Origin of the sequence: Actinomadura scrupuli (genome assembly GCF_050971785.1) — a bacterium.
Taxonomy (GTDB): domain Bacteria; phylum Actinomycetota; class Actinomycetes; order Streptosporangiales; family Streptosporangiaceae; genus Actinomadura_E; species Actinomadura_E scrupuli.
On sequence record NZ_JBPCCU010000010.1, the window covers coordinates 45,302 to 69,018 of the forward strand.

26 protein-coding genes and 1 pseudogene are annotated in these 23,717 nt (G+C 68.9%); 15 read left to right on the top strand and 12 right to left on the bottom strand.

What is annotated here, in order from left to right; all coding sequences use genetic code 11:
* Nucleotides 1-22: 22 nt before the first annotated feature.
* The 3 genes from trpM to ACRYCC_RS34515 form a co-directional block, all read right to left on the bottom strand.
* Nucleotides 23-187 (bottom strand): tryptophan biosynthesis modulator TrpM, encoded by a 165-nt coding sequence (trpM, locus tag ACRYCC_RS34505; RefSeq protein ID WP_433818075.1) that lies wholly within the window; start codon nucleotides 185-187, stop codon nucleotides 23-25.
* 94 nt (nucleotides 188-281) lie between these two features.
* Nucleotides 282-1,355, bottom strand: coding sequence for a sensor histidine kinase (locus ACRYCC_RS34510; RefSeq protein ID WP_433818077.1), 1,074 nt, complete (start codon nucleotides 1,353-1,355; stop codon nucleotides 282-284).
* Nucleotides 1,356-1,365: 10 nt separating this feature from the next.
* Nucleotides 1,366-2,061, bottom strand: coding sequence for a response regulator transcription factor (locus tag ACRYCC_RS34515; RefSeq protein WP_433818078.1), 696 nt, complete (start codon nucleotides 2,059-2,061; stop codon nucleotides 1,366-1,368).
* Nucleotides 2,062-2,232: 171 nt separating this feature from the next.
* Between ACRYCC_RS34515 and ACRYCC_RS34520 the strand changes: the two genes are divergently transcribed.
* Nucleotides 2,233-2,835 carry a M15 family metallopeptidase gene (locus tag ACRYCC_RS34520; RefSeq protein WP_433818080.1) on the top strand — a complete coding sequence of 201 codons (603 nt, stop codon included), beginning with the start codon at nucleotides 2,233-2,235 and terminating at the stop codon, nucleotides 2,833-2,835.
* Nucleotides 2,836-3,014: 179 nt separating this feature from the next.
* Nucleotides 3,015-3,959, top strand: a complete 945-nt coding sequence (locus tag ACRYCC_RS34525; RefSeq protein ID WP_433818443.1) for an endonuclease/exonuclease/phosphatase family protein — start codon at nucleotides 3,015-3,017, stop codon at nucleotides 3,957-3,959.
* 128 nt (nucleotides 3,960-4,087) lie between these two features.
* Here ACRYCC_RS34525 and ACRYCC_RS34530 read toward each other — a convergent pair whose 3' ends face one another.
* Complete coding sequence (locus ACRYCC_RS34530; RefSeq protein WP_433818081.1) at nucleotides 4,088-6,295, bottom strand: MMPL family transporter; 2,208 nt, start codon at nucleotides 6,293-6,295, stop codon at nucleotides 4,088-4,090.
* Between the two features lie 219 nt (nucleotides 6,296-6,514).
* Between ACRYCC_RS34530 and ACRYCC_RS34535 the strand changes: the two genes are divergently transcribed.
* The 3 genes from ACRYCC_RS34535 (at nucleotide 6,515) to ACRYCC_RS34545 (ending at nucleotide 9,015) form a co-directional block, all read left to right on the top strand.
* Entirely contained in the window at nucleotides 6,515-7,633 is a 1,119-nt protein-coding gene (locus ACRYCC_RS34535; RefSeq protein WP_433818083.1) for a sensor histidine kinase, read from the top strand.
* Nucleotides 7,630-8,292 (top strand): response regulator, encoded by a 663-nt coding sequence (locus ACRYCC_RS34540; protein ID WP_433818085.1) that lies wholly within the window; start codon nucleotides 7,630-7,632, stop codon nucleotides 8,290-8,292. The genes ACRYCC_RS34535 and ACRYCC_RS34540 overlap by 4 nt, the downstream gene beginning before the upstream one ends.
* A 324-nt stretch (nucleotides 8,293-8,616) precedes the next feature.
* Complete coding sequence (locus tag ACRYCC_RS34545) at nucleotides 8,617-9,015, top strand: PPOX class F420-dependent oxidoreductase (protein ID WP_433818086.1); 399 nt, start codon at nucleotides 8,617-8,619, stop codon at nucleotides 9,013-9,015.
* Nucleotides 9,016-9,164: 149 nt separating this feature from the next.
* On the opposite strand, the gene ACRYCC_RS34550 is transcribed toward ACRYCC_RS34545, so the two are convergent.
* Nucleotides 9,165-9,650, bottom strand: coding sequence for a nuclear transport factor 2 family protein (locus tag ACRYCC_RS34550; protein ID WP_433818087.1), 486 nt, complete (start codon nucleotides 9,648-9,650; stop codon nucleotides 9,165-9,167).
* A 50-nt stretch (nucleotides 9,651-9,700) separates the two neighbouring features.
* On the opposite strand from ACRYCC_RS34550, the gene ACRYCC_RS34555 reads away from it, so the two are divergent.
* Complete coding sequence (locus ACRYCC_RS34555) at nucleotides 9,701-10,195, top strand: MarR family winged helix-turn-helix transcriptional regulator (protein WP_433818089.1); 495 nt, start codon at nucleotides 9,701-9,703, stop codon at nucleotides 10,193-10,195.
* A gap of 292 nt (nucleotides 10,196-10,487) precedes the next feature.
* Here the strand turns inward: ACRYCC_RS34555 and ACRYCC_RS34560 are convergent, their stop codons facing one another.
* Nucleotides 10,488-11,897 (bottom strand): MFS transporter, encoded by a 1,410-nt coding sequence (locus ACRYCC_RS34560; protein ID WP_433818090.1) that lies wholly within the window; start codon nucleotides 11,895-11,897, stop codon nucleotides 10,488-10,490.
* A 783-nt stretch (nucleotides 11,898-12,680) separates the two neighbouring features.
* Between ACRYCC_RS34560 and ACRYCC_RS34565 the strand changes: the two genes are divergently transcribed.
* Nucleotides 12,681-13,220 (top strand): DUF1062 domain-containing protein, encoded by a 540-nt coding sequence (locus ACRYCC_RS34565; protein ID WP_433818091.1) that lies wholly within the window; start codon nucleotides 12,681-12,683, stop codon nucleotides 13,218-13,220.
* Nucleotides 13,221-13,489: 269 nt separating this feature from the next.
* Here the strand turns inward: ACRYCC_RS34565 and ACRYCC_RS34570 are convergent.
* A pseudogene (locus ACRYCC_RS34570) lies at nucleotides 13,490-13,660 on the bottom strand (transposase); the annotation flags it as partial.
* A 78-nt stretch (nucleotides 13,661-13,738) separates the two neighbouring features.
* Nucleotides 13,739-14,314, bottom strand: coding sequence for a YceI family protein (locus ACRYCC_RS34575; RefSeq protein WP_433818092.1), 576 nt, complete (start codon nucleotides 14,312-14,314; stop codon nucleotides 13,739-13,741).
* A 139-nt stretch (nucleotides 14,315-14,453) separates the two neighbouring features.
* Here ACRYCC_RS34575 and ACRYCC_RS34580 point away from each other — a divergent pair, with 139 nt between their 5' ends.
* Nucleotides 14,454-14,828 carry a winged helix-turn-helix transcriptional regulator gene (locus tag ACRYCC_RS34580; RefSeq protein WP_433818093.1) on the top strand — a complete coding sequence of 125 codons (375 nt, stop codon included), beginning with the start codon at nucleotides 14,454-14,456 and terminating at the stop codon, nucleotides 14,826-14,828.
* An 84-nt stretch (nucleotides 14,829-14,912) separates the two neighbouring features.
* Here the strand turns inward: ACRYCC_RS34580 and ACRYCC_RS34585 are convergent, their stop codons facing one another.
* Nucleotides 14,913-15,365, bottom strand: coding sequence for a tautomerase family protein (locus ACRYCC_RS34585; RefSeq protein WP_433818094.1), 453 nt, complete (start codon nucleotides 15,363-15,365; stop codon nucleotides 14,913-14,915).
* Between ACRYCC_RS34585 and ACRYCC_RS34590 the strand changes: the two genes are divergently transcribed.
* Together ACRYCC_RS34590 and ACRYCC_RS34595 are read left to right on the top strand one after the other, a co-directional pair.
* Nucleotides 15,358-15,903: a MarR family winged helix-turn-helix transcriptional regulator gene (locus ACRYCC_RS34590; protein ID WP_433818095.1), complete on the top strand. Its 546-nt coding sequence runs from the start codon at nucleotides 15,358-15,360 to the stop codon at nucleotides 15,901-15,903. The genes ACRYCC_RS34585 and ACRYCC_RS34590 overlap by 8 nt on opposite strands.
* A gap of 719 nt (nucleotides 15,904-16,622) precedes the next feature.
* A complete protein-coding gene (locus ACRYCC_RS34595) occupies nucleotides 16,623-18,035 on the top strand; it encodes a B12-binding domain-containing radical SAM protein (RefSeq protein WP_433818096.1) in 1,413 nt (470 codons plus the stop codon).
* Nucleotides 18,036-18,276: 241 nt separating this feature from the next.
* On the opposite strand, the gene ACRYCC_RS34600 is transcribed toward ACRYCC_RS34595, so the two are convergent.
* The gene (locus tag ACRYCC_RS34600; RefSeq protein ID WP_433818098.1) at nucleotides 18,277-19,236 is read right to left on the bottom strand and encodes a quinone oxidoreductase family protein; all 960 of its coding nucleotides are present in this window, start codon (nucleotides 19,234-19,236) and stop codon (nucleotides 18,277-18,279) included.
* Nucleotides 19,233-19,481, bottom strand: a complete 249-nt coding sequence (locus ACRYCC_RS34605; protein WP_433818099.1) for a hypothetical protein — start codon at nucleotides 19,479-19,481, stop codon at nucleotides 19,233-19,235. The genes ACRYCC_RS34600 and ACRYCC_RS34605 overlap by 4 nt, the downstream gene beginning before the upstream one ends.
* Nucleotides 19,482-19,562: 81 nt before the next feature.
* Here ACRYCC_RS34605 and ACRYCC_RS34610 point away from each other — a divergent pair, with 81 nt between their 5' ends.
* Both ACRYCC_RS34610 and ACRYCC_RS34615 read left to right on the top strand, forming a co-directional pair.
* Nucleotides 19,563-20,216 carry a TetR/AcrR family transcriptional regulator C-terminal domain-containing protein gene (locus tag ACRYCC_RS34610; protein WP_433818101.1) on the top strand — a complete coding sequence of 218 codons (654 nt, stop codon included), beginning with the start codon at nucleotides 19,563-19,565 and terminating at the stop codon, nucleotides 20,214-20,216.
* Nucleotides 20,161-20,415 carry a hypothetical protein gene (locus ACRYCC_RS34615; protein ID WP_433818102.1) on the top strand — a complete coding sequence of 85 codons (255 nt, stop codon included), beginning with the start codon at nucleotides 20,161-20,163 and terminating at the stop codon, nucleotides 20,413-20,415. The genes ACRYCC_RS34610 and ACRYCC_RS34615 overlap by 56 nt, the downstream gene beginning before the upstream one ends.
* Before the next feature lie 7 nt (nucleotides 20,416-20,422).
* Here ACRYCC_RS34615 and ACRYCC_RS34620 read toward each other — a convergent pair whose 3' ends face one another.
* Nucleotides 20,423-21,007: an ASCH domain-containing protein gene (locus ACRYCC_RS34620; protein ID WP_433818104.1), complete on the bottom strand. Its 585-nt coding sequence runs from the start codon at nucleotides 21,005-21,007 to the stop codon at nucleotides 20,423-20,425.
* 248 nt (nucleotides 21,008-21,255) lie between these two features.
* Here ACRYCC_RS34620 and ACRYCC_RS34625 point away from each other — a divergent pair, with 248 nt between their 5' ends.
* From ACRYCC_RS34625 to ACRYCC_RS34635, 3 genes are read left to right on the top strand one after another with little or no spacing between them, the layout of a single operon-like run.
* Entirely contained in the window at nucleotides 21,256-21,879 is a 624-nt protein-coding gene (locus ACRYCC_RS34625) for a dihydrofolate reductase family protein (protein WP_433818105.1), read from the top strand.
* Nucleotides 21,880-21,931: 52 nt separating this feature from the next.
* Nucleotides 21,932-22,255, top strand: coding sequence for a YciI family protein (locus ACRYCC_RS34630; RefSeq protein WP_433818106.1), 324 nt, complete (start codon nucleotides 21,932-21,934; stop codon nucleotides 22,253-22,255).
* Nucleotides 22,252-23,484: an RNA polymerase sigma factor gene (locus tag ACRYCC_RS34635; protein WP_433818108.1), complete on the top strand. Its 1,233-nt coding sequence runs from the start codon at nucleotides 22,252-22,254 to the stop codon at nucleotides 23,482-23,484. Before ACRYCC_RS34630 ends, ACRYCC_RS34635 begins: the two co-directional genes overlap by 4 nt.
* Nucleotides 23,485-23,717: the final 233 nt, after the last annotated feature.

Consider the following 23,717-nt stretch of genomic DNA (forward strand, 5'->3'; position numbering starts at 1 on the left):
GAATCGAGCAGAGCGATCCCGCTCAGATACCCCGCACGGCACAGGGGACGCCGAACCACCGCATCCCGTTCACCTGACCAGCCTCGGCACCCAACGCATACCGCACCCTGCGCCCGAGCACACGCCGCGCGGGGGCCCGGCAACCGCGCGGCCGGCACCCGGGAGCGAGACGGATGGCGATGGACACAGCTGGATGCTACCCAACGGCCAGAGGCCGGTCACGGTGAGGCCGTGGACACCGACCATTCGGTCACCGGGACAGCCCTGGGCCGCCTGGTTCTTCACCTGTCTGCGTGCGGGGCCATCGCGGGTAGTTCCACGGTGATGCGGATCCCGCCGGCGGGGCGCGGGGTGAGGGTGAGTGTTCCGTCGTGGGCCTGGGTGATGGTTTTGACGATTGTCAGGCCGAGGCCGACGCCTGAGTGGTCGGTGTGTATGCGCCCGGTGCCGCGCTGGAACGGTTCGGTGAGCGTCGAGGCCAGCTGTGGGGTGAGCTTCTCACCGGTGTTCTCGACAGTGAGCAGCACCGTCTTGGGGCGGACACTCGTATTGACCCACACGGTGCCCTGTTCAGGCAGGTTGTGGACGATCGCGTTCTGCACGAGGTTCATGGTCAACTGCAGCAGGAGCGCTTGCGATCCGATCGTGGGGGTGATGTCGCCGGAGGTCTCGAGGGTGACGCCATGCTTTTCCGCGAGGGGGAGGAGTGTTTCGGTGGCTTCTTCCGCCAGGAGGGACAGGTCGACGTATTCGCGGGTGAAGGACCGCTGGTCAGCGCGGCTGAGCAGGAGCAGTGCCTCGGTGAGGTCGATCGCTCGGGTGTTGACGGCGTGGAGGCGGTCGATGACTTCGCCGGCGTCGCGTGTCGGATCGGTGCGGGCCACGTCGAGAAGTGTCTTCGAGATCGCGAGCGGGGTGCGCAGTTCGTGGGAGGCGTTGGCTGCGAATCTCTGCTGTTCGGCGACGAGTGCTTCGAGCCGTGCGAGCATGGCGTCGAAGGCGTCGGCGAGTTCGCGGAACTCGTCCTTGCGGCCCGGTAGCCGGATCCGGTGGGAGAGCGATCCGTTCGTGGCCATGCGGGTGGCGCCTGTGATGCGGGGCAGGGGGGCGAGCATGCGGCCGGCGAGGATCCAGCCTCCCAGCAGCCCAAACACCAGCAGGAACACCAGCACCCCGGCCGTCGCCGGGGCGTAGGCGCGCAGGATGACGGAGCGGAGAGGCACGAATTCACCGGGGCGGCTCGAAATGACCCTGAAGTCGCGCAGGAGGAACACCCACACGGTGGCGAGCAGCAAGGCGCCCGCGACCATGAGGAATCCGGCGTAGCTGAGGGTGAGTTTGAGGCGAACGCTCAACCCAGGTGCTCTATCCACGCTCCCCTCCCTCGCGTCCGGCCTCTGGTCGCGTGTCGATGCGGTACCCGACGCCGGCGACGGTGGCGATGATCCAAGGTTCGCCGAGCCGTTTGCGCAGTGCCGAGACGGTGATGCGCACGGCGTTGGTGAACGGGTCGGCGTTCTCGTCCCACGCCCGTTCCAGCAGCTCTTCGGCGCTGACGACCCCGCCTTCGGCAGCGACGAGGACCTCGAGCACGGCGAACTGCTTCCGGGTGAGCGCGACGTAGCGGCCGTCGCGGTAGACCTCGCGGCGGAACGGATCCAGACGCAGACCTGCGATCTCCCGCACGGGAGGTCTGCTGTGGAAGCGCCGGCGGTCGAGCGCCCTGAGCCGCATGACGAGCTCTCGAAGCTCGAACGGTTTGGTGAGGTAGTCGTCGGCGCCGAGTTCGAACCCGGTGGCCTTGTCGTCGAGCCGGTCGGCCGCGGTGAGCATGAGGATCGGCATGCCGCTGCCGGAGGCGACGATGTGTTCGGCGATCTCGTCACCGGACGGTCCGGGGACGTCACGGTCGAGGACGGCGATGTCGTAGGTGCCGATGCTCAGAAGTTCCAGAGCGGTGTCGCCGTCACCGGCGATGTCGGCGGCGATCGCTTCCAGGCGTAGGCCGTCGCGGACGGCTTCTGCCAGATAGGGTTCGTCCTCGACGATCAACACACGCATGCTCTCGATGCTATGAGCCGTCGCATATCGTCGGCATATCGAAAACCGCATACGTGCTGGCAACACCAGGCCGCCTTGACTGGCGGTATGACTCGAATCCCGCCGTCAGCACGAATAGGGACCCGCCGGAATCGCCGGCCCCTTGTCGTCGGTCTGATAGTCGTCATAACAGTGATCACCGCAGCGCTCGTCTATCAGATGCCGAACTTCTCGTCCTCCGCCTCCTCCGGGTCACCCGCGTCCTCCGCGTCCTCCGCGGCCGAATCGCCCATCGGCACTCCTCCTGGCGACCACAAGCGTGCAGGCCGCAGGGGTGCCCATGGCGAGGCTGACGGTGCCCTCCCTGACGGCGTGACGGTGTTCGACGACGGGTATCCCGCCGTCGCCAAGCTCGACCCCGATCTGCTTCAGGCCCTGCAGGAAGCGGCGACGGATGCCGCTGACGACGGCGTCAAAATCTACGTCAACAGCGGCTGGCGCTCCCCCGAGCGCCAGAATCAGCTTCTTCGTGAGGCGGTCTCGACGTACGGCTCGAAAGAGGAAGCAGCCCGATGGGTGGCCACAGCGGACACGTCTCCTCACGTGTCAGGAGACGCGATCGACATCGGGCACTCCAATGCCACGGCGTGGCTGTCCGAACACGGCACCGAGTACGGGCTGTGCCAGATCTACCGGAACGAACCCTGGCACTACGAACTGCGCACCAGTGCGATCGATCACGGTTGCCCGCGCATGTATGCCGACCCGACCCAGGACCCGAGGATGCAGCAGTGACCAAAACTTTCAGTACGGGCAACGCCGACAGTGAGCAAGGACGGCCGATGGCGCAGGTGGACACGGCGGAGACCGGGCAGGACGGCATCCGCCGGGACACCGGCTCCGGGAACTGGCGCGCGGGCATTCGCCGGGCGATCCGCAGCGGCTCCCGGCCGGAGCCCTGGAAGCGCGGCCCGATGCTCGCTGCGCTGGCGCTGCTGCTCGGCCTGCTCATGCTGCTGCACGCGAAGATCCCGAACCGCATCGGGAACCTCGGCAGCCTGGCGGAGACCTTCCTGCCGTGGTTCGGCCTGTTCATCCCGGCGCTGCTGGCCGGGGCGCTGTGGCGCCGCTCCGCCTCCGCGGTCGTCGCGCTGCTGGTGCCGGTCATCGTGTGGCTGAACCTTTTCGGCGCGCTGCTCGGCGACAAGTCCCACCCGGGCGGCGACCTCACGGTGGCCAGCCACAACGTCGGCGCCGGCAACCCCGACCCGGCCGGCGCCGCCCGCGACCTGGCCGCCTCCGGCGCGGACGTGCTGGCCCTGCAGGAGATCACCGAGCAGGCCCGGGGCACGTACGAGAATGGGCTGGCGAAGGCGTACCCGTACCACACGGTGCAGGGCACAGTCGGGCTGTGGAGCAAGCTGCCGCTGTCGGACACCCAGCCGGTCGACATCAAGACGGACGCCGGGCCGCTGGGGGACACCAAACCGGCCGACATCAAAATGACCTACAACCGGGCGCTGCGCACCACGGTGGCCACGGACCAGGGTCCGCTGGCAATCTACGTCGCCCACCTGGGGTCCGCCCGGGTGAATCCCAGGGCGGGCTTTTGGACGGACTCGCGGGACAGAAACGCGCAGGCGCTCGGCAAGGCCATCGCCGCCGAGCAGAACGAGCGGGTGGTGCTGCTCGGCGACCTGAACGGCACCATGGACGACCGCGCGTTCGCCGACCTCACCTCTCGGCTGCGCTCGGCCCAGAACGCGGCCGGGGACGGCTTCGGCTTCACCTGGCCGGCGTCCTTCCCGGTGGCGCGGATCGACCAGATCCTGGTCCGCGGCGTGGAGCCGGAGAGCTCGTGGGTGCTGCCGGCCACCGGCAGCGACCACCTGCCGGTGGCGGCGAGAATCAGCTGGTGAACACCACGCCGCACCGGAAGGGAGCCCCGCCCGGCCCCGCGGCAAGACCATCGGCGGTGCCGGCGGCGCCGACGAGAGAGTGCGGCGAACCCACCCGAGGGTTCCCCGCACTCCGACTCGAGCAATGGTCAGACTCCGGCCTCTTCCCCGACCACGGCCCGTGCAGCCGGAGTCGCCTTCGGTGCCCGGCGTCCGGGCATCCACCAGTTGGCCTTGCCGCACAGTTCCATCACCGCGGGGACGAGGATCATCCGGACGATGGTGGCGTCGATGAACACTGCGACGGCCATGCCCAGACCTATCTGCTTGACCGCGACGTCGGAGCCGAGCAGGGAGGTCGCGAAGACGGCGATCATGATGGCGGCCGCGGCCGTGATCACCTTGGCGGTCCGCGCCAGCCCGCGAGTGACGGCCATCCGGGTGTCGCCGGTGCGCTCGTACTCCTCACGGACTCGCGAGATCAGGAAGACCTCGTAGTCCATGGACAGGCCGAACAGGATCGGGAACATCATCATCGGCACCCAGGTCGTGATCGGCATGGCGGTGGGGAAACCGAGGGCCGAGCCGAACCATCCCCACTGCACGATCGCGACCAGCACGCCGTAGGCGGCGCCGATCGACAGCAGGTTCATCACGGCGGCCTGCAGCGCGATCGTGACCGACCGGACCAGCGCGATCAACAGCACCAGGGACATCGCGATGACGACCGCGATCATCAGGGGAAGGCGCGAGCCGACGTCCTCGGCGAAGTCGATCGTGGCGGCGTTCGGGCCGCCGACGTAGACCTGTTCTCCGCCGGGTGCCTTGGGCAGCACGTCGTCGCGGAGCTCGTGCACCAGGTCCGCGGTCGCCTCATCCTGGTATCCGGTCTTGGGGAAGGCCATGAAGATGGCGGCCCGCTCGTCCTTGCTGACCCGAGGCCGCGTGACGTAGGCGATGCCCTCGGTCCTGTTGACCGCTTCGACGACGGGACGCAGATCGGCGTCCTTGGAGTCGACCTCGGTGGCGAAGATCAGGGGTGCGCCGTAGCCGGGACCGAAGCCCTCGGAGACGATTTCGTATGAGGTGTAGCTGCTCCTGTCGTGCGGCTGGACACTGGCGTCGGGCAGGCTCAGCCGCATCGACAGCGCGGGGGCGGCCAGTACCAGCAGGCCCGCGCCCGCCAGCACCGCGGCGACCAGCGGCCTGCGCTGCACCACGCCGGCCCAGCGCTCGGCGGGGGTGCGGCGCTCCCGGGACGGTGCGTCGCCGGGCTCGTGCCGGCGGTGCGTGCGACGGGGCAGGCGCAGCGCGCTGATCTTACGGCCCGTGAAGCCCAGGAACGCCGGCAGCAGGGTCACCGCGGCGACCATCGTCACCAGCACGGTCACCGCCGCGCCGATGGCCACGCCGGTCATCAGCCTCTGCCCCATGGCGACCAGGCCCAGCAGCGCGATCACGACGGTCGTGCCGGCGAACAGCACCGCGTGGCCCGCGGTGGTGATGGCCTTGACCGTGGCGCTCTCGGGCTCGTCACCGTCCTGCAGGCTCTCCTTGTAGCGCGTCACGATGAACAGTGCGTAGTCGATGCCGACACCGAGCCCGATCATCGCGGAGACGAGCGCCGTGAAGTCCGGCGAGGGGACCACGTACCCCACGAGCTTCATCAGGGCGATGCCACCGATGATCCCCATCAGCGCGGTCACGATCGGCAGGCCTACCGCCACCAGTGACCCGAAGGCGATGAACAAGATCACCGCTGCCGCCAGGACGCCGACGCTCTCGGTCGGACCCGGCTTGGGCGTCTCGGCCTTGGCCGCGATATCCCCGCCCAGCCCCAGCGTCACGCCGTCACCAGAGGCTTTCTTGACCCCGGCCACCAGGGGCGCGACCTCGGTCTTCTTCACCGTCCTGTCAGTCAGCGGGATCGTCGTCCGGGCGATATGACGATCCGCCGTCACCAGATCCTTGTCCTCATATGGCGAGGTCAGCGGGCCGGTGAGGGGTGAGGCGGCGAGATCGGCGATGACCTTCTCGATCTTTTGCCGGGCAGCGGGATCATCGATCCCCTTTTCCGCCTTGATCGCGAGAGTCAGCGTGTCCCCTTGCTGCTCGGGGAAGTGCTTCTCGATCAGTGCCTGCGCCTCGGCGGACCCGGAGTCTCCGCCGGAGAAGTCGTTGTCGGAGGCGGCACCGTAGCCGAAGCCGACGAACGCCACTGCGATCACACCGACGATCCAGACCAGGAGCACCAGGCGGCGGCGCCGGTAACAGAACCGGGCCAGTCCCGCCAAAGCTCCATCTGCCGGCCGCCGTCCGGCGGAGCCCTCGGGCGAAGCGGGGTTCGATGCCCTCATATCCCTCTCCTTCGTATATCTGTCTTTCCGATGGCTGGGATCATGTCCGCGGGGAGCACCGGGGGGCATCCAGCGGACGCATGCACATCGCGCTGCCACCGATGGGGCATCCGGTTGCCGCGGGCACCGTAGATTCCGCGAAAGTACTGCCGGGGCGGTAGGCGGCCACTCGTCCGTGGGCAGGATTCGCCCGCAGCGCCACCCGGCTAGGGTGCGCACATGAGCACAGATCGGGCCGGCGTCAGAGACTGGGCGATCGCCGCCTGCGTGGCGGCGATCCAACTGGTCGCCGGGCTGACCGGACATCACCCCGGCACGGATCTCGACCTACTCGGCTATGCGCTGATGGCGATCAGCGGCCTGGCGCTGGCCGGGTCCCGCCGTGCTCCGGTTCCCGTTCTGGCCGTCACCGGGCTGTGCTCGGTGAGCTGGCAGGCGGCCGGTTTCGAGGTGCCCGCCGTCGCGTTCCTGTTCGCGGTATACGCCGCCGTCCGGGCTGGACACCGCAAGATCACGGCGGCGGCGAGCGTGACCCTGCTGGTCACTCTCCCGCTCGCGGTGCTGGCCTCCCCACTCGACAGGACTGTGAGCGAGGCGCTCGCGCAGACCCGAGACACCCTCGGGCTGGCCTGGCTGATCGCCGCCGCCGCCGCGGGTGAAGCGCTGCGGCAGGCCGAGAAGCGTGCCGACGAAGCCGAACGCACCCGGGAGGAGACCGCGCGACACCGTGCCAGCGAGGAGCGGCTGCACATCGCGCGGGAACTGCACGATTCGCTCACCCACCAGATCTCGGTCATCAAGGTCCAGGCCGAAGTCGCCGTGCACCTGGCCCGCAGGCGCGGAGAACAGGTGCCGGATTCCCTGCTGGCGATTCTGGAGGCGGGCCGCGAGGCGACCCGGGAACTGCGATCGACCCTGGAGGCGCTGCGCGACGACGACAACACCCCGCCGCGTGGGCTCGACCAGATCCCCCACCTGGTGGAACGCGCCCGTGCGACCGGCCTGGACGCGACGCTGACGATCGATGGGCAACGACACGACGTGCCGACCGCGGTGGACCGGACCGCCTACCGGATCGTTCAGGAGTCGCTCACCAACATCGCCCGTCACGCCGCCGCCGCCACGGCGTCGGTCCGGATCGGCTACCGTCCTGACGCCCTCGCCATCCGGGTCGATGACGACGGAAAGGCCACGCCCGACACCGCCCCGATACCCGGCGTCGGGCTCGTCGGGATGCGCGAACGAGTCACCGCCCTCGGCGGTCGCCTGCGCGCGGAACCGCGAACCGAGGGCGGCTTCACCGTCCAAGCCGAACTCCCGATGGTCCCAACGCCGTGATCCGGGTCCTGCTGGTCGACGACCAGCCGCTCCTACGCAGCGGATTCCGCGCACTCCTGGACATCGAAGACGACATCCAGGTGGTGGCCGAGGCCGCCGACGGGAAGGAGGGCCTGGCACTTGCCAGGCAACACCTGCCCGACGTCGCCCTCATCGACGTTCAGATGCCCGTCGTCGACGGCATCGAGGCGACCCGGCTCATCGCCGCGGACCCGGCCCTGGCCCGGGTGCACGTCATCATCCTGACCAACTACGGCTTCGACGAATACGTCTTCGACGCGCTGCGCGCCGGCGCCGCCGGATTCCTCGTCAAGGACATCCAGCCAGAGGATCTCCTGCACGCCGTACGCGTCGCCGCGCGCGGCGACGCCCTGCTCGCACCGTCGATCACCCGCAAACTGATCGACCGGTTCGTCGCCCAGCCGCTCCACCCACGCGCAGGCACGGAACTGAAAGGGCTGACCAACCGCGAACGCGAGGCCGTCGCCCTGGTCGCCCAGGGCCTCTCCAACAGCGAGATCGCCGACCGTATGGTGATCAGCCCCCTGACCGTGAAGACCCACATCAACCGGGCCATGGCCAAGCTCTACGCCCGCGACCGCGCCCAACTCGTGGTCCTGGCCTACGAATCCGGCCTGGTAGCCCCACCCAACCGCTGACATCGACGGCCCGCGGCCCCGCCCGTGCGATTGACGCCGGGCGCCGAGGCCGACGGCGACTTCGTGACATCGATCTGCCTTTTGGCGAGCCGGCCGCGATGGACCCCCGGAGCGAGCCGACACCCACCGTCAATGCCTGGATCCGCGAGACGCATGAGTACGACGCCGTCCTCGACCTGACCCACGCGATGGACGACGCCCTCGAACCCGCCCAAGATTCCGGCGACCACCTGCACCATTTAGATCTGTAGTAGATAGTCTGCTAGCCAACCATCTACTGCAGTCGGTCTCGACGACGGCTCCACCGCGAAGGGAACCACCTCCATGACGGGAACGAACTTTGACCAGACGGTCCGCACGATGCTGGACGGCAGGAACTTCGCCACCGTCGCGACCGTCGGACCGGGCGGCGCGCCCCACTCCTCGGTGGTGTGGGTCGAGCGGGAGGGCGACACCGTCCTGTTCTCCACCACCGCGGGCCGCCAGAAGGCCCGCAACCTCACCAGGGACCCGAGAGTCAGCGTCTCGCTCTTCGACCTCGAGAACCCCTACTCCTCCGTCGAGATCCGCGGTACGGCCGAACTGATCACCGACGAGGACAGGCTGCTACCGCACCGCCTCTCGCACAAGTACCTCGGCGAAGACCCGCCTCTGGCCGAACCGGACGAGATCCGGCTCATCGTGCGCGTGACGCCGACGAAGATCCTCCGGTTCGCGGCCTGACCGCCCGCCGGCGCCCACTTCGCGCACCTGTCCAGCGCGAACCCAGACGGTTGACCCGCGAGTTCTTCGGCCGGTCCCCCGCCGGCATCGGCCCCGGCAGGTTCGCCGCAGCGCTCGGCGGCATCGAGGGCATCCACGGAGTGGACCCGCTACCGCTCAGCCGGTCGCCCGGCCCCCGCCTGAGCCGCCGAACCCGGGACTCCGGGCGCACCGCCCGGGCCGGCGTCCAGGCGCTCGTAGCAGTCGTAGTTGCGCTGAGCGGTGATCCTGCCGTCGTGGATCTCCAGGAAGGTCGCGATGTGCGCCCGCAGCACATGCCCTGCCGGGAGCGGCCCGTACGGCACGGCCAGGGTGCCAGACCAGACGACCTCCATTGCCACCTGGTCGCCGGCGGCGACCGCGTTGAGCACGTCGAAGCGCTGGTCGCTCACGCCCTTCCCGCCCTTGACCGCCGCCTCCAGGATGGCACTCAGATCACGAACGACCCCGTCGGGGAACAACGCGTTCGGCAGCTCGTGGTGGACCAGGCCGGGAGCGAGGAAACGCGCGAGATCCTGGCCGGTGGCGCCTTCGGAGACGGCACGGTGGTAGCGCAGAGCAAGATCGACATTGAGACGTTCTCTGGCGTCCGACATAAACACAACCATAGTTGCACAACCTTGGTTGTCAAGTGCAGACTGGGGACATGCCCGCACCCGATCCGCCCACGGGGTCCCCCGCCGACCTCGACACCGGGAGCCTCGCCCTGTTCGCCGGCCTCGCCGCCGCCGACGAGGTCCAGCGGGAGCTCGACCGCCAGGGGTTCACGGGCCTGCGGTTCTCACACGGCTATGTCTTCCAGCATCTGATCGACGCCGAGCCCACCATCGGAGAGCTCGCCGGCAAGCTGGCGATGACACAGCAGGGCGCCTCCAAGGCCGTCGCGGAGCTGCAGAATCTCGGCTACCTGGAACGCGCCGCCGACCCTCGCGACGCTCGCGTCCGCAAGGTCCGCCTGACCTCCCGCGGACGGGACGCGGTCGCGGCCGCCCGCCGGTCCCGGGCCGCCCTCGACGAGCGTCTTGCCGGCCGGTACGGACCCGAACGCCTGGCGGCGATCCGGGCCGTGCTCGTCGACCTCATCGACGACCTGGGCGGGACCGACGCCATCCGCCGCAGAGAGGTCCGCGCCCCTCGATGACCCCGTGACCTCATGAATATCGGACGCTCGTCGTTCCACGCGGCGAAGCCGACCCCGCGATGAGGGCACCGGCCGACACGGCGCCCAGGCCGACCGGCATTCTCGAACGCCTGGTCTTCATCGCGACGGTGTGCTGCGGCGGCGCCGCGTGGGTCACGGGGTCCGGCTGTGCATGAGCACCGCCGCCACGATCGCCGCCGGATCGTCCCTCGCCGATATCGCCCGGCCAGCACGTCCGCGCACCGTGGCCGGCGATCCTCCCCACGCCATGAGGCGCTGATCGTGCGATCGGTCAGCGGGGCCGGGGCCGGACCAGGAGCGCCACCACGGCCGCGACGAGGGCCACGACACCCGCGACGAGCAGCGCATTCTGCCAGGCGTCCACGAGGACGGTCATCAAGCCACGGACCGAGGCGCCCGGGAACCCCGGGCCGGGTTCGGACGTCACCGAAGAGACACGGGACGACACCATCGAGCCGAGTACCGAGCTCGCGAGAATCCCGCCGAGAGCCAGCGCCGCCTGCTGGAAGCCCGCCGCGACCGCGGGCAACTCCTGTGCGGCATCGCCGATGGCCGCGAAGGCGCCGGCCACCGCGACCAAGCCCAGCCCGAGGCCGAGAACCGCCAGGCACACCAGCACGAACGCAGGAGTGAGGCTCCCGGCGTCGACCAGGGCGAACCCGAATGCCGGCACCGCGATGAGCAGCGCTCCGGCGACCAGCGGTGGCCGAGCCCCGAACTGCCGGGTGAGCGCGGCGGACGCGATCGAAGCCAGCAGGAACGTGGCCCCCATCGGCAGCAGGCGAACCCCCATGCCGGTCAGGTTCATGCCATCGACCGTCTGGAGATGCGCGTTCGCGAAGGTGAGCGTGCCGAAGCCGGTGAAGAACCCGAGCAACGTCACCAGCCCGGCCGCTACGGTCCGCGATGCGAACAACGCCGGCTGTACCAGCACCGAGACGAGCACGAAGGCCACGCCCAGACCCGCCGCGGCGACCAGGGGAAGCAGCGTCAGGGGAGTCGACCAGCCGTCCGCGATCTCGTTGGCCAGCCCGAAGGACAGCAGGAACAACGTCACCGTGAGCAGCGCGACCCCCACCACGTCCAGCGGCCGTGGGATCCCCGTGCGGCGAGAGTCACGCATCCCCACCGCCCCGAACACCAGGGTCAGCAGCGCCGGCAGGACCAGACCGTAGAAAGGTATGCGCCAGCTCTCCCGCTCCGCCAGCAGCGCCAGGATGAGGGGCCCGCCCCCCATGGAGAGGGCGAGCGCGGCACCCCAGGCGCCGAACGCCCAGGGCAGGCCGCCGACCGGGAAGAGATCTCGCAGCGCCCCGAGCCCGGCGGACAGCAGGGCGGCGGCGGCCAGCCCCTGCAGTGCCCGAAGCCCGATGAGCATGGTGGTGCCGGTGGACAGCCCCATCAGCGGCAGGGTGATCATGAGCCCCGCCGCGCCGATCAGGAACACCTTCTTGCGCCCGACCAGGTCCGCGATCCGGCCGGCCGGGATCAGACCTGTCAGCAGGGCCACCGAGTAGGCGTTGAGGACCCATTCCAGCGAATCGAAGCCGGAATGGAAGCTGGCCCGGAGTATGGGAAGGGACGGGGTGAGCGCGTTCGAGGCGAGCCCGACGGTCAGCGCGCCGAGCACGACCGCGACCAGCGCCAGAGCCGGAATCCCTCCGGTCGCCGGGCGACCCATGACCGGAGGCCCGGGAAACGGAGGAGGCCCCGGCCGGAACCCGGGCGGCGGCCCCTGGAGCGGCGGCCCCTGGAGCGGCGGCCAGCCTGCGGGGACTCCGAAGCGATCCATGCCACCCGGCGTCATACGATCTGCCATCCGTGGTCCTCCATCGAAGATCCGCCTTCGCATCGGGAGCCATCCAGATCTTCCGCTGGTCCCCGGCGAGGTTCGGTACGCCGGTCAGGTACCCGACGATGATCGGCCGTCCACCAGGATGCCAGGTTGGCGGAGTCCGGAGTCGAGCGAAGGGACCAAGCCCACAGAAATAGGTGCGTGAGATCTTGGTGCCCTGCCGGGGCCGGCGAAACCCGATCTTTTGATTCGCCGGTGTCACCCGTGGTCGGGCCCGTCGCGCGATCGCGGGCAGCCGGATCGCGCTGGTCCTCTACGCGCGACCGCTATCCGGGCTTGTCGACGACGGCCGGTGCGAGGAGGGAGAAGGGGCCTTCCCCACGATGGCAAACAGCTGAGTTGGCGACAGGGACCACCGTCGCCGGAAAACCGTTTGAGCCTTCCTTCCGCGTTCCGTAGGTTGCCTGCGGCCCCGTCGCAGTGAGGACAGAGGACGAACCGCGTGACCCCGCCTGCTCTTTAGACCTGACACCTTCCGCTCTCCTTCAAGCCGACCCTCCGGTCGGCTCTGCCGGGCTGCCCGTGCGCGCCCGGTCGTACGGCGTTTGAGGCCGCGCGCAATCGGCCTCGTGTCAGGTCAGAGAGATCATGTCTTCACAACCTCATACCGTGCTGCCGTGGATCGTTCGTCGGACCAGGCTGCCTCTGCTGTCGCTGCGGTGCGTGGACTGCCGGTCGGAGTCGGCCACCACCGGCGAGGGCAGGTTCCGCGTCAACGCCAGCGGCAACCTGCTGGACGTGTGGCTGCTGGTCCGCTGCGTGTCCTGCGATCGGACGAGCGAGCTCACCGTGCACGAGCGAGCGCCGGTCAGATCCTTCGATCCGGCCGAGCTCGACGGCTATCACGCCAACGATCCGGAGCTGGTGGCGTCCAGGCTGTTGGATCCGCTGCTCGCCCGGCGCAACCGCTTCACCCTGAACTGGAAGGAGGCCTGGCGGCTGGACACCCCGTCGGCATGGCGCGCCGAGGCATGGCCGGTCAAGGTGCAGGTCGTCTTCGAGGATCCGGTGCCGGTGCGCCCAGAGCAGCTCATCGCCCAGGGACTCGGCCTCAGCAGGAACGAGGTGCTGCGCCGGATCAAGTGCGACATTTCGCTGCGCCGTCCGACGAGCACCGGGTTCACCTTCACCATGATGGCCGGGGACTAGCGGGGATGTAGCCGCGGCGCGCGATCCCCTCAAGCATCCGTGCGAGACAGGCCTCATCCGGGGGCGGCTCCGGCATGGAGTCGCCCCCGGCGGCCACGGTGTGCGCGACACGGGTCGCCCCCCGCCTCCCGCGCTCGTAGTGCCAACGCCGACTCGGTTCGCGGAAGACCCAGCGGACCCGACACGGATTGTGGGGTCGCATGTCCCTGTCAGGGGCTCTGGCGCCGATCGCCGGATACATCGTGCCCCAATGGGTTTCGAACTGCGCGAACATCGGCGACACCGCGGTGACGCAGTTCCGCCAGGTAGGTCATCCACTGCTGGGCGCCCTCACCGCCGGTGCCGGCCCACTCCCCCAGGACATCACGTTCACCGTGGCAGTTGATGCCCAGCGCGATGTAGATCGGCCGGTTGGTCACCAGACCTTCCCGGATCTTCAGACAGTCCCCCGAGGCGGTGTCGTACCGGATGGTTGATGGCCCGGGCGCGGTCGGAGCGGTACGGGCCATCGGGGAGGGTCAGGAGGTCTGCAGAACGGCTTCTATCTCCAGGGTGATCTGGACCTTCTCGCCGAGGGCTACGCCGCCGCCGGGGATGGGGCCGTTGTAGCTGACGCCGAAGTCCGTGCGGTTGATCTCGCCGATGGCGGTGAAGCCGGCGCGGCCGCCCTTGGCGGGATCGGGCGCGAACGGGTCGGGGCCGAAGCCGTTGGCCTCCAGCTTCAGGGAGACGGGGCGAGTCACTCCTTTGAGGGTCAGTTCCCCGTCGAGGATGTGGTCGTCGCCGTCGCGGCGGACGCCGGTGGAGCGGTAGGTCATGGTGGGGTAGGTCTCGACCTCGAAGAAGTCGGCCGAGCGGATGTGGTCGTCGCGCTGCTGGTTGTTGGTGTCGATCGAGGTGAGGTCGATCGTCGCGGTCACGCTGGAGTCCAGCGGGTCGGCTCCGGTGACGATCTGGCCTTCGAAGGAGCCGAAGCGGCCCCGGGCCTTGCTGACCATCAGATGACGGACGGCGAAACCGACCTCCGAGTGCACCGGATCGATGGTCCAGGTGCCGGCGACATAGCCCGGGATCTCGACAACCTGCGCTGTCATGGTGTCTCCTTGGTTCCGATAGGTAAGGCGGTTCTCTTCGATGTTCTGGTTCCGTTGAGGAACCACTCTCATCCTGGGGTGACCGCCTCCACCGGCACAAGAAGGCACTTTTTTCTTCCTAGGTCACCTGGAGAGAACCATGGGCACCGAGCTGGCCGACTGCCGGGCACGCGAGAACCTCGACCGCATCGGGGACAAGTGGTCCCTGTATGTGATCTCGCTGCTCGCCGAGGGGACCAAGCGGTTCGGCGAGCTCAAGCGCGAGGCCGACGGGATCAGCCAGCGGATGCTCACCGTCACCCTGCGCGGGCTGGAACGGGACGGGATCGTGACCCGCACCATGTACCCGGTGATGCCGCCGCGCGTCGAGTACGCCCTCACCGACCTGGGCCGGGACCTGCTGGGGGCCGTGGCTCCCTTCATCGCCTGGCTGAACGCGCACGTGCCGGAGATCGAGGCGGCACGCCAGGAGTACGACACCCGGGCCGAGCAGGAGGCCGCCGCCTTCAAGTAACGTTCCCGATCGACCTACGCGGGTTTCGGGCAGTTCTGCGAACCCGACCAGGCCGCCCCTGAAGCGCTCGGCTTCCAAGGGTGGTCATTCGGCCAGGGCGCCGCCGACGAAGGTTCGTTCCGGCGGGGACGCCACGAGTTCGACCATGGTGCCGGTGCGGAAGTCCTCGCCGAGGACGCGCGTGATCGCGTCTGTGAGGGCGGCGCCGAGACGCGCGGTGATCTGGGCGGCGTCGGGGCGGTCGAAGACGCCGGCGCGGACGCCCAACATCACCGAGGCGTTCGTTTCCACGGCCTTGCCGCCCTGCGCGAAGCGGCCCGCGGGGACTCCGGCCAGGCGGATGCTCACGAGGTCGCGGGCCCATTCGCCGTAGACGTCGACGATCGCCTCGGTCAGGGCGGTGACGAGCTCGGGTTCCTCGCCGGCCAGTCTGTCCTCTGGAAGGTGGACGGTCAGATGCGGCACAGTGGACCTCGTTCCCTTTGACTCCAAAGGCTTTGAAGTCAAAGGTACCTGGGAGGTGTCGTCGATGTCCACGGAAGCGGACGGTCCGGCCGTCGACGAGGCCGTCCGCACCCTGCTGCTGCTCATGCCACGGCTCGTCGGCCGCGCCAAGCGCCTGCCCATGCCACCTGTGCTCCGGGGTCTGGATCTCGCGCCGCGCCATCTCGCGCTGCTGGCCCACCTGGAGTACGACGGTCCCGCCGGCGTCAACGAGCTCGCCGCCCGGTTGGAGGTGGCCCCGACGACCGTCAGCCTCATGGTCAGCGAACTGACGCGGCCGGGCGTCCTGGAACGCACCGTCGATCCCGCCGACCGCCGCCGCCGCATCATCGCCATCGCCCCTGACTTCGCCGCACCGATCGGCGAATGGCTGTCCGGCAGCGCCTCCGCCTGGGAACGCGTCATGGGCGACCTCGATCCAGCCGAACGCGCTACGGTCATCACCGCCCTGCGCGCCTACGAGACCGCCTTGGAGCAGGCGGGCGGTCCGCCCGAGCGAGGACTGGGTGGCCGGCACGACCGGGGATCTGTTGAAACAAGCGGAACCGAGCGCCCTGCAGAAACCGGGTGAACTCATCGAGCAGTGGCCGAGTTCGTCCCTCACGCTTCGGCGAGCGCGGCGCCGGTCTCGGCGTCGGCGATCTCGGCGGGCGCCCGGTCGCGGTCCAGCAGGGCGACGGTGCGGTCGATGGCCAAGACGTAGGCGGGGTGGGTTTGGTGATCGACTCACATATCCGCCTGGACTGCATGGATGAGATTTCGGCAGGCGCAGGGCTGGCCGCCCGTCCGGCGACGATGGGCCTGATGGTGCCGTGGGATACCGACGGGACCTTGCGCGCGCTACGTGCCGTCACCGGCGCTGGACCCATGGACCATACGGCGGCGCCCCAGGACGCCTCCTACTCCCGCGTAGGAGCACTACGACACCACCTACCTCCAGCAGGGCAAACCCGAACTCGACCAGGCCTCCTGCACGGGACCCTTGCCGTCGACGTGCTGAGCGGCGAAGTCGACTCGGCCCGCTGCCTCGGCCATGTTTCCCGCCTCGTCGACGACCTCGCCCCGTGCCGTTATCACCCGGAGTACGCGCGTTCCTCGACCGCAGCAGACCTTCACTCACGGCGACCAGCCGATACCCGACTACCTGACTGAAGGCTCGTGCGGCTCTGCTCGAGCTCCTACGACGCAGCGGGTGTCCGTCACAGAACCTCCACAGGATCCGCACTTCTCCCCCACCGATCGCGCGGTTCACGGCTGTATCCAGTTCTTGGACGGATTTGGAGGAAGCCCATGCGCGTGAAGATGATCCTGCCTGCTCTTACCGAGGCCACGTCCCCGTTCTTCCGGCCGATCAAGTACTCGCTGTTCCCGCCCCTTGGGCTGGCCACCCTGGCCGGCTACCTGGATCCCGGTGACGAGGTGACGATCAGCGACGAGCACGTACGCAAGGTCGACACCTGCGACGAACCCGACCTGGTGGTGATCCAGGTCTACATCACCTCCGCCCGCCGTGCCTACGAGCTGGCCGATCACTACCGGCGCAAGGGTGCGTACGTCTGCCTCGGTGGGTTGCACGTGACCTCGCTGCCCCAGGAGGCCGCGGCGCATGCCGACACGATCTTCTGTGGCCCCGGCGAGGACACCTGGCCACGGTTTCTGGCCGATCTTCGAGCGGGACGGCCGGCGCCTCGCTACGACTCCGCCGAGCGCACGCTCGCCGCGCTCCCCCCGATCCGCCGCGACCTGATCGATCGGCATCTCTATCTGGTGCCGAACTCGATCGTGGTCTCCCGCGGCTGCCCGCATGTCTGCGACTTCTGCTACAAGGAGGCGTTCTTCGAAGGGGGCAAGTCCTTCTACACCCAGACCGTCGACGCCGCGTTGGCGGAGATCGACCGGCTACCGGGACGCCATCTGTACTTCCTCGACGACCACCTGTTCGGCAACGCCCGGTTCGCCTCCGCGCTCTTCGACGGTATGCGTGGAATGGGACGGCTCTGGCAGGCCGCCGGTACGGTGCAGGCGGTACTGCGGCCCGGGCTGCTGGAGAAGGCGGCCGAGTCCGGGCTGCGCAGCCTCTTCGTCGGCTTCGAGACGGTCAACGCCGGCAACCTCACCGAACAGCGCAAGTGGCAGAACCTCGACCGCGACTACGACGCGGTCATTCGCCGGCTGCACGACAACGGAGTGATGGTCAACGGCAGTTTCGTCTTCGGAATGGACCAGGACGACACCAGCGTGTTCGACCGCACCGTCGAATGGGCGATCGGCAACGGCGTCGAGACCGCCACCTTCCACGTTCTCACCCCCTATCCCGGCACCCGCCTGTATGAACGCATGGCGAAGGCGGACCGGCTCCTGCACAGCGACTGGGACCACTACGACACCCGAAACGTCGTCTTCAAACCCGCCCGGATGACCGCTCGCGAACTCGAGGACGGCTACTGGCGCGCCTACCGTGACTTCTACCGCTGGGGCTCCATCGCGCGCGGGGCCGCCACCAAGCCAACGCTGCGGGGCAAGCTGCGTCACGCCGCGTACGCGGGCGGCTGGAAGAAGTTCGAGCCGGCCTGGAACCTGGTCATCCGGGCGAAGAAGGCAGGCCGCGCTCTTCCCGCCCTCGAAGCGATCCTCGCCGGCTTCGGTACCCGGCCGCCTCACGGCGAGCACCCTCGGCGCGGTTGGCGGAAGCGGCAGTCCTGAAGGTCGCTGAGCGCTGAGGTCCGCGCCGACGTGTAGCGGATGCCGGTGGTGGATGCGGGGTTGGGGATGACCCGGCTGGAGTGGCTGGTCACCCCCGGCCCTGGACGCTTCGGCGACCTCGGTGAAGACCGCGATCGACGCCCACTCCGCCGCTCGAGACGGTTCCGTCGGCGTCGTGGGTGAGGACGGCGACGGAACGCTGACCGTTGATCATCGCTGGTGTGCCGTGGGCGCGGGCCGGTCACGGCATCACGACGAGTCGCCTGCCTTTGAGGTCGGTTCGCTGCCAGGCGGTCTCGATGTCGCTCAGCGGGACCTTCTCCAGGTCGAAGGTGAGCTCGCCGGACCGCGTCCACGCCACGATCTGCTGGTACGCCTCGTCCATGGTCTGCGGGTCGAGCCCCTTGGCCGCGCCGTAGATCTCCACGCCGGAAGTGCGCAGGCTCGACCCGGCGAGGGCGAGCTCAGCGCCGGCCGACTCGCCGATCTGGACCACCCGGGTCGGCTTGCCGAACGCGAACGACCGCGGCACCAGTGCGCGCAGCAGGATCTCGCTGGGCCTGCCCCACAGGTAGTCCACTACGACGTCGTAGCCGTCTCCCCTGGCGTCGAGGTACGCCTGCGCCAGCGCCTCGTCGGAGACCGCGGTGTTGATCACCGTGTCGGCCCCGATGGCCTGTACCTCGCGCAACTGGTCGTCGTCGCGGCCGGTGGCGACGATCCGGCCGGCGCCCAGCAGCCGGGCCACCTTGACCGCGAGCCGCCCGGCCACCCCGGTGGCGCCCTGCACCAGCACCGTCTCCCCGGCAACGAACCCCGCGGCCGCTTTCATCGACATTGCGGTGATGGCCGAGGCCATCACGGTCGCCACGGCCGGGTCGATGCCGTCAGGGATCGGCACGTAGGAGCCCTGGGGCACCACGGCCTTCTCGGCGAGCGCGCCGTAGGGCAGGCGGATGTTACCGAACCCGACGAGCGTGCCGTCTGGGAGGGCGCCGATGCCGTCGAAGGCAGGAATCGCCGGAAACCGGCCGATGTACTTCTCGCCGGCGTAGTGTGTACCGGCCGCGATCGCCTTGTCGACGTTCTCCACGGCGACCGCCTTGACGTTGATGATCACCTCGCTGTCGCCGGCCACCGGATCGGGGAAGTCCTCATAGCGTGGGATGCCGCCGGCCTCGTGGAGCACTGCCGCCTTCACCCCGGCTCCTGACCGAACAAGCGGGCGATCCGCGTCTGCCACGCCACCAGCACGCGAGGCGGACGGGCCGGAGAGTGGTTGAACCCGTGGTGGTGTGAACGGTGGTGCGTGAGCGAGTGCCGCCACTCATGGCCGTGGCGGCCCTGGCCCTGGTGGCCGGCCGGCCGCTCGGTGTGCGCGGGAATCCCCGGAATACGATGGGTCGCCCAGTGCAGCAGGTCGCGGAGCGAGTGCCGGTGTCTCATCGTTGCCTCTCCTGGTGCATAAGTCTCTATCACTGATAGAGGACTCTATCAGTGATAGAGGCCTGAGGGGAGGTGCCGGAATTGGCTCTGGACAAGCAGCGGATCGTCACCGAGGCCGTCGCGCTACTGGACGCCGAGGGTCTCGACGGCGTGACCACGCGCAAACTGGCCGCCCGGCTCGGCGTACAGTCGCCGACCCTTTACTGGCACATCCCGAACAAGGCGGCGCTGGTCACCGCGATCGCCGAGGCGATTCTTGAGCAGCAGTTCCCCGAGCTGGCGTCGCCCGCGCCGGAGGAGTGCTGGCAGGACTGGCTGATCGGCCTGGCCGAGCGGCTGCGGCACGCGTTGCTGGCCCACCCGGACGGAGCCCGGATCATCGCGGCCTCCCAACTGTCCCTCAAGATGGCCGCCATCTCCGAACTGGCGATGAGCACACTGGTGGGGCGGGGCATTCCTTTGCGGCAGGCTCGCCTGATCGTGTTGACGGTGTTGCGCTTCACTGTCGGCTACGTCCTGGAGGAACAGGTCGGCCCCCCCGACGCGGACGCCCTGGACGGCTTCGACATGGCCGCGTACGCCAAGGCGTACCCCACCGTGACGGCCGGTGTGGTCGAGTACTTCCAACCCGGCCGCACCGTCGACGATCTGTTCCGCGATTGTCTGGAACAGATCATCCATGGTCCTGCCGCGCAGTCCGGCCCCACGGCTCGGCCGCGGCCTGGCCCTGGCTGAGCTCGCCGAACAACTGCGCGCCACGGGCGTACGCCTGCAGTTCCTCACCGGCGAGCTCCAAGGCAGCCACGATCCGTCCGGCGTGGTGTTCACCGTGCCGGCCGCCGGCATGCTCCCGGGCTCCTCGACCGAAGTCGCCGGGGTCTGGGCCACGCCTGGCCTGGCCTGGCCTGGCCTGGCCTGGCCTGGCAGCAGCTGATCGTTGGTCAGAGGCGTAGGTAGGCCATGAGGGCCTTGCCGCGGGGAGAGAGGCGGTAGCCGGTCTCCAGGCTTTCGGTCAGACCCAGGGCCTTGAGGCGGGAGACATCGGCCTTGAACGGGAGCTTGTCGCGGTCCAGGCGTGCGGCCAGGTCCACGGCGCGCACGCCGGGGTATTCCTCGATGAGGCGAAGGACGTCGCGAGTCCAGGGAGCGCGGCGGCTGCGGGCGTCGATGGCGTCCAGGGCGGCTTTGAGCTCGGCCAGTTCCTGGTCGGTCAGGTCAGCGTTTCCGGCCAGTTCTGCCTCGGGGTCGGGACCGCCGAGGTGCAGCATGACGCGGTGGTAGCCGCCCTCCTTGGTGCTCTTGGACAGGGCGGTGAGCAGGGCCGCGCGGCCTTTGAAGCCGGAACCGAGGGCGTCCTCCTCGGTGATCTCCTCGGGGGTGACGGCCGTGACCGAGTCGATGACGATGACGCCCGCCCAGGTGCGCTGGGTGCTCCCCGCGCGGACCGGGGGCTTGGCCCACACCCGGAACACCCGGTCGATCCGCCCGCCCGCGATCCCCTCGAGGACCTCCCGCCGAAACAGCATCGTTCTCCCTGAGTGATACGCCTCTCCCTTCCGCAATCTTCTCTGGAAGAACCTAAGAATGACCACCCGGAGGGGAACAAGCCTGCGCCGTCGCCGCGAAACTGTCGTGTTGTCGGATCGCTGACGACCGGCGTCCCGGAAATTTCTGCGAAGAAATCCGGGAGGCGGTGTCGGATCGGGGCGGTGGTGTTCGTAGCGGTGGTGAGGCCGCCCACAAGGGGCGGCGCCAAGGCAGAGGAACCGCGATCATGAAGCTGACGACCGTGACTCAGGTCAGCATCGATGGAGTGATGCAGGGAAACGGCGGCGCGTCGGATGAGGACCGCAGGAACGGATTCGAGCGCGGCGGATGGGCCCTGGGGAAGGGCGACAACGAGACCCACGCGTTCATCAACCAGACCTACCAGCGCGCCGAGGCGTTCCTGTTCGGGCGGCGGACCTACGAGCTGTTCGCCGGCTCGTGGGGGACCTTGACGGTCCAGGATGCCCCTGGCTGGGAGGGCGTCGTGGAAGCGTTGAACACACGGCCCAAGTACGTGGCGTCGACCACGCTCACCGATCCGGCGTGGTCGGACACGACCGTCCTGTCCGGAGACCTCGCGGCCGCCGTCCGAGAGCTGAAGGCCGAGCCGGGGGGTGAGCTGCAGGTGCACGGCAGTGGCATCCTGACCCGGTGGCTGCTGGGCAACGATCTGGTCGACGAGATGACTCTGTTCACCGTCCCGGTGGTCGTCGGCCAGGGCGCGCGGCTGTTCCCCGACGCGGGCCCGGATCTCGCGCTCGACCTGGTCGAGTCGCGCGTCGACTCCAAGGGGGTCACGATCCAGGTCTACCGGCCGGCCGGGCGCCCGCAGTATGCGCCCACGGTTTGAAGTCCCTGACCACCGACCACGCTGTCTTTGACACCACAGGAGATGATCCGAGATGCAGTATCTGGTTTCCGTGATCGATGACAAGAGCAATCCCGGCAGCACGGACAGGCAGCCTGCCATCAGCGCGTTCAACGAACGACTGATCGCCGAGGGCCACTGGGTTTTCGCGGGCGGACTCGCGGACACCGACGCGGCCACGGTCATCGACAACCGGGGCGAGCAGGCGGTGTTCAGCGACGGGCCTTTCGTGGAGTCGAAGGAGTACCTCGCCGGCGTCTGGGTGTGGGAGGCCCCCGATCTGGATGTGGCGCTCAAGCTCGCCGCCGAGGCGTCGAAGGTCTGCGATCGGAAGATCGAGGTGCGTCCGTTCCAGTGAGCGGCATCGACGTCGAGAAGGCGATCACCCGGGCCCACCGCGAGGAGTGGGCGCGGGTGATCGCCGCCCTGACCAGACGGTTCGGTGACCTCGACATCGCCGAAGACGCGGCTGCCGAGGCGTACGCGACCGCCGTCGAGCGGTGGCCGGCCGACGGCATACCTCCCAACCCCGGCGCCTGGCTGACCGTCACCGCCAACCGCAAGGCCATCGACCGAATCCGGCGCGAGAACAAGCGCGAGGCCAAGCACAAGGAGGCCCGGATGGTGTACGACGACGACCCGCCCGAACCTGTCGGCGCCATCGACGACGACCGGCTCCGGCTGATCTTCACCTGCTGTCACCCGGCGCTGGCGATGGAGACCCGGGTGGCGCTGACGCTGCGCATGGTCGGCGGCCTGACCGTGCCCGAGATCGCCCGTGCCTTCCTGGTGCAGGAGACCGCCATGGGCCAGCGGATCACCCGCGCGAAAGCCAAGATCAAGGCGGCCCACATCCCCTACCGAGTGCCGTCCGAGCAGGATCTCCCAGCGCGCGTATCCGGCGTACTCGCCGTCCTCTACCTCGTCTTCAACGAGGGCTACCTGGCGACCGGCTCCGACACCGATCCCCTGCGCCACGACCTGACCACCGAGGCCATCCGGCTCACCCGCCTGATCCATGCCCTCATGCCGGACAACGGCGAGGTGGCCGGACTGCTGGCGCTGATGCTCCTCACCGAGGCCCGCCGCACCGCCCGGGTCTCGGCCGGCGGCGAACTCGTCACCCTCGACCAGCAGGACCGCGGAGCCTGGGACGCCGCGTTGATCGCCGAAGGTCATCGGCTGGTACGCGAACGCCTCGCCTCCGGTGCGGCTCCGGGCCGCTACCAGATCCTCGCAGCGATCAACGCCGTCCACACCTCCGCCCCCGACGTACGCGACACCGACTGGTCGCAAGTCGTCGCCCTCTACGACCAGCTCCTCCGCCTCGACCCCTCACCGATCGTCGCGCTCAACCGGGCCATCGCGGTCGCCGAACTCGACGGCCCACAGGTGGCGCTGGCAGCAGTCGACCGTCTTGCGGACAAGCTGGCCGGCTACCACGCCTACCACGCGACCCGCGCCGACCTACTGCGCAGACTCGGCCACAGCCAGCAGTCACGCGCCGCCTACGACAAAGCCATCGAACTGGCCGGCAACACCGCCGAGACCGCCTACCTGACCCGCCGCCGCGACCAACTGCGATAGCGCCCCACAGCTCCCAATCCAAATCTCGCGCAGCGGCGGCCGACCCAGGGCGCCCTGCCGATGCATTCCGCAACCTGTCGCGCCAGCGACGGGTCCGCTTCGTCCGAGCTTCGAATACCAGGTCGCGAGTACGCATTTCGCGACGCCGAGCGCGCAGACGATGCCCCGGTAATGGCAGTCAGATCGGCCTAATACCTGCATGAGGTCGTTCAACTTCTGACGGTCAGCAAAGC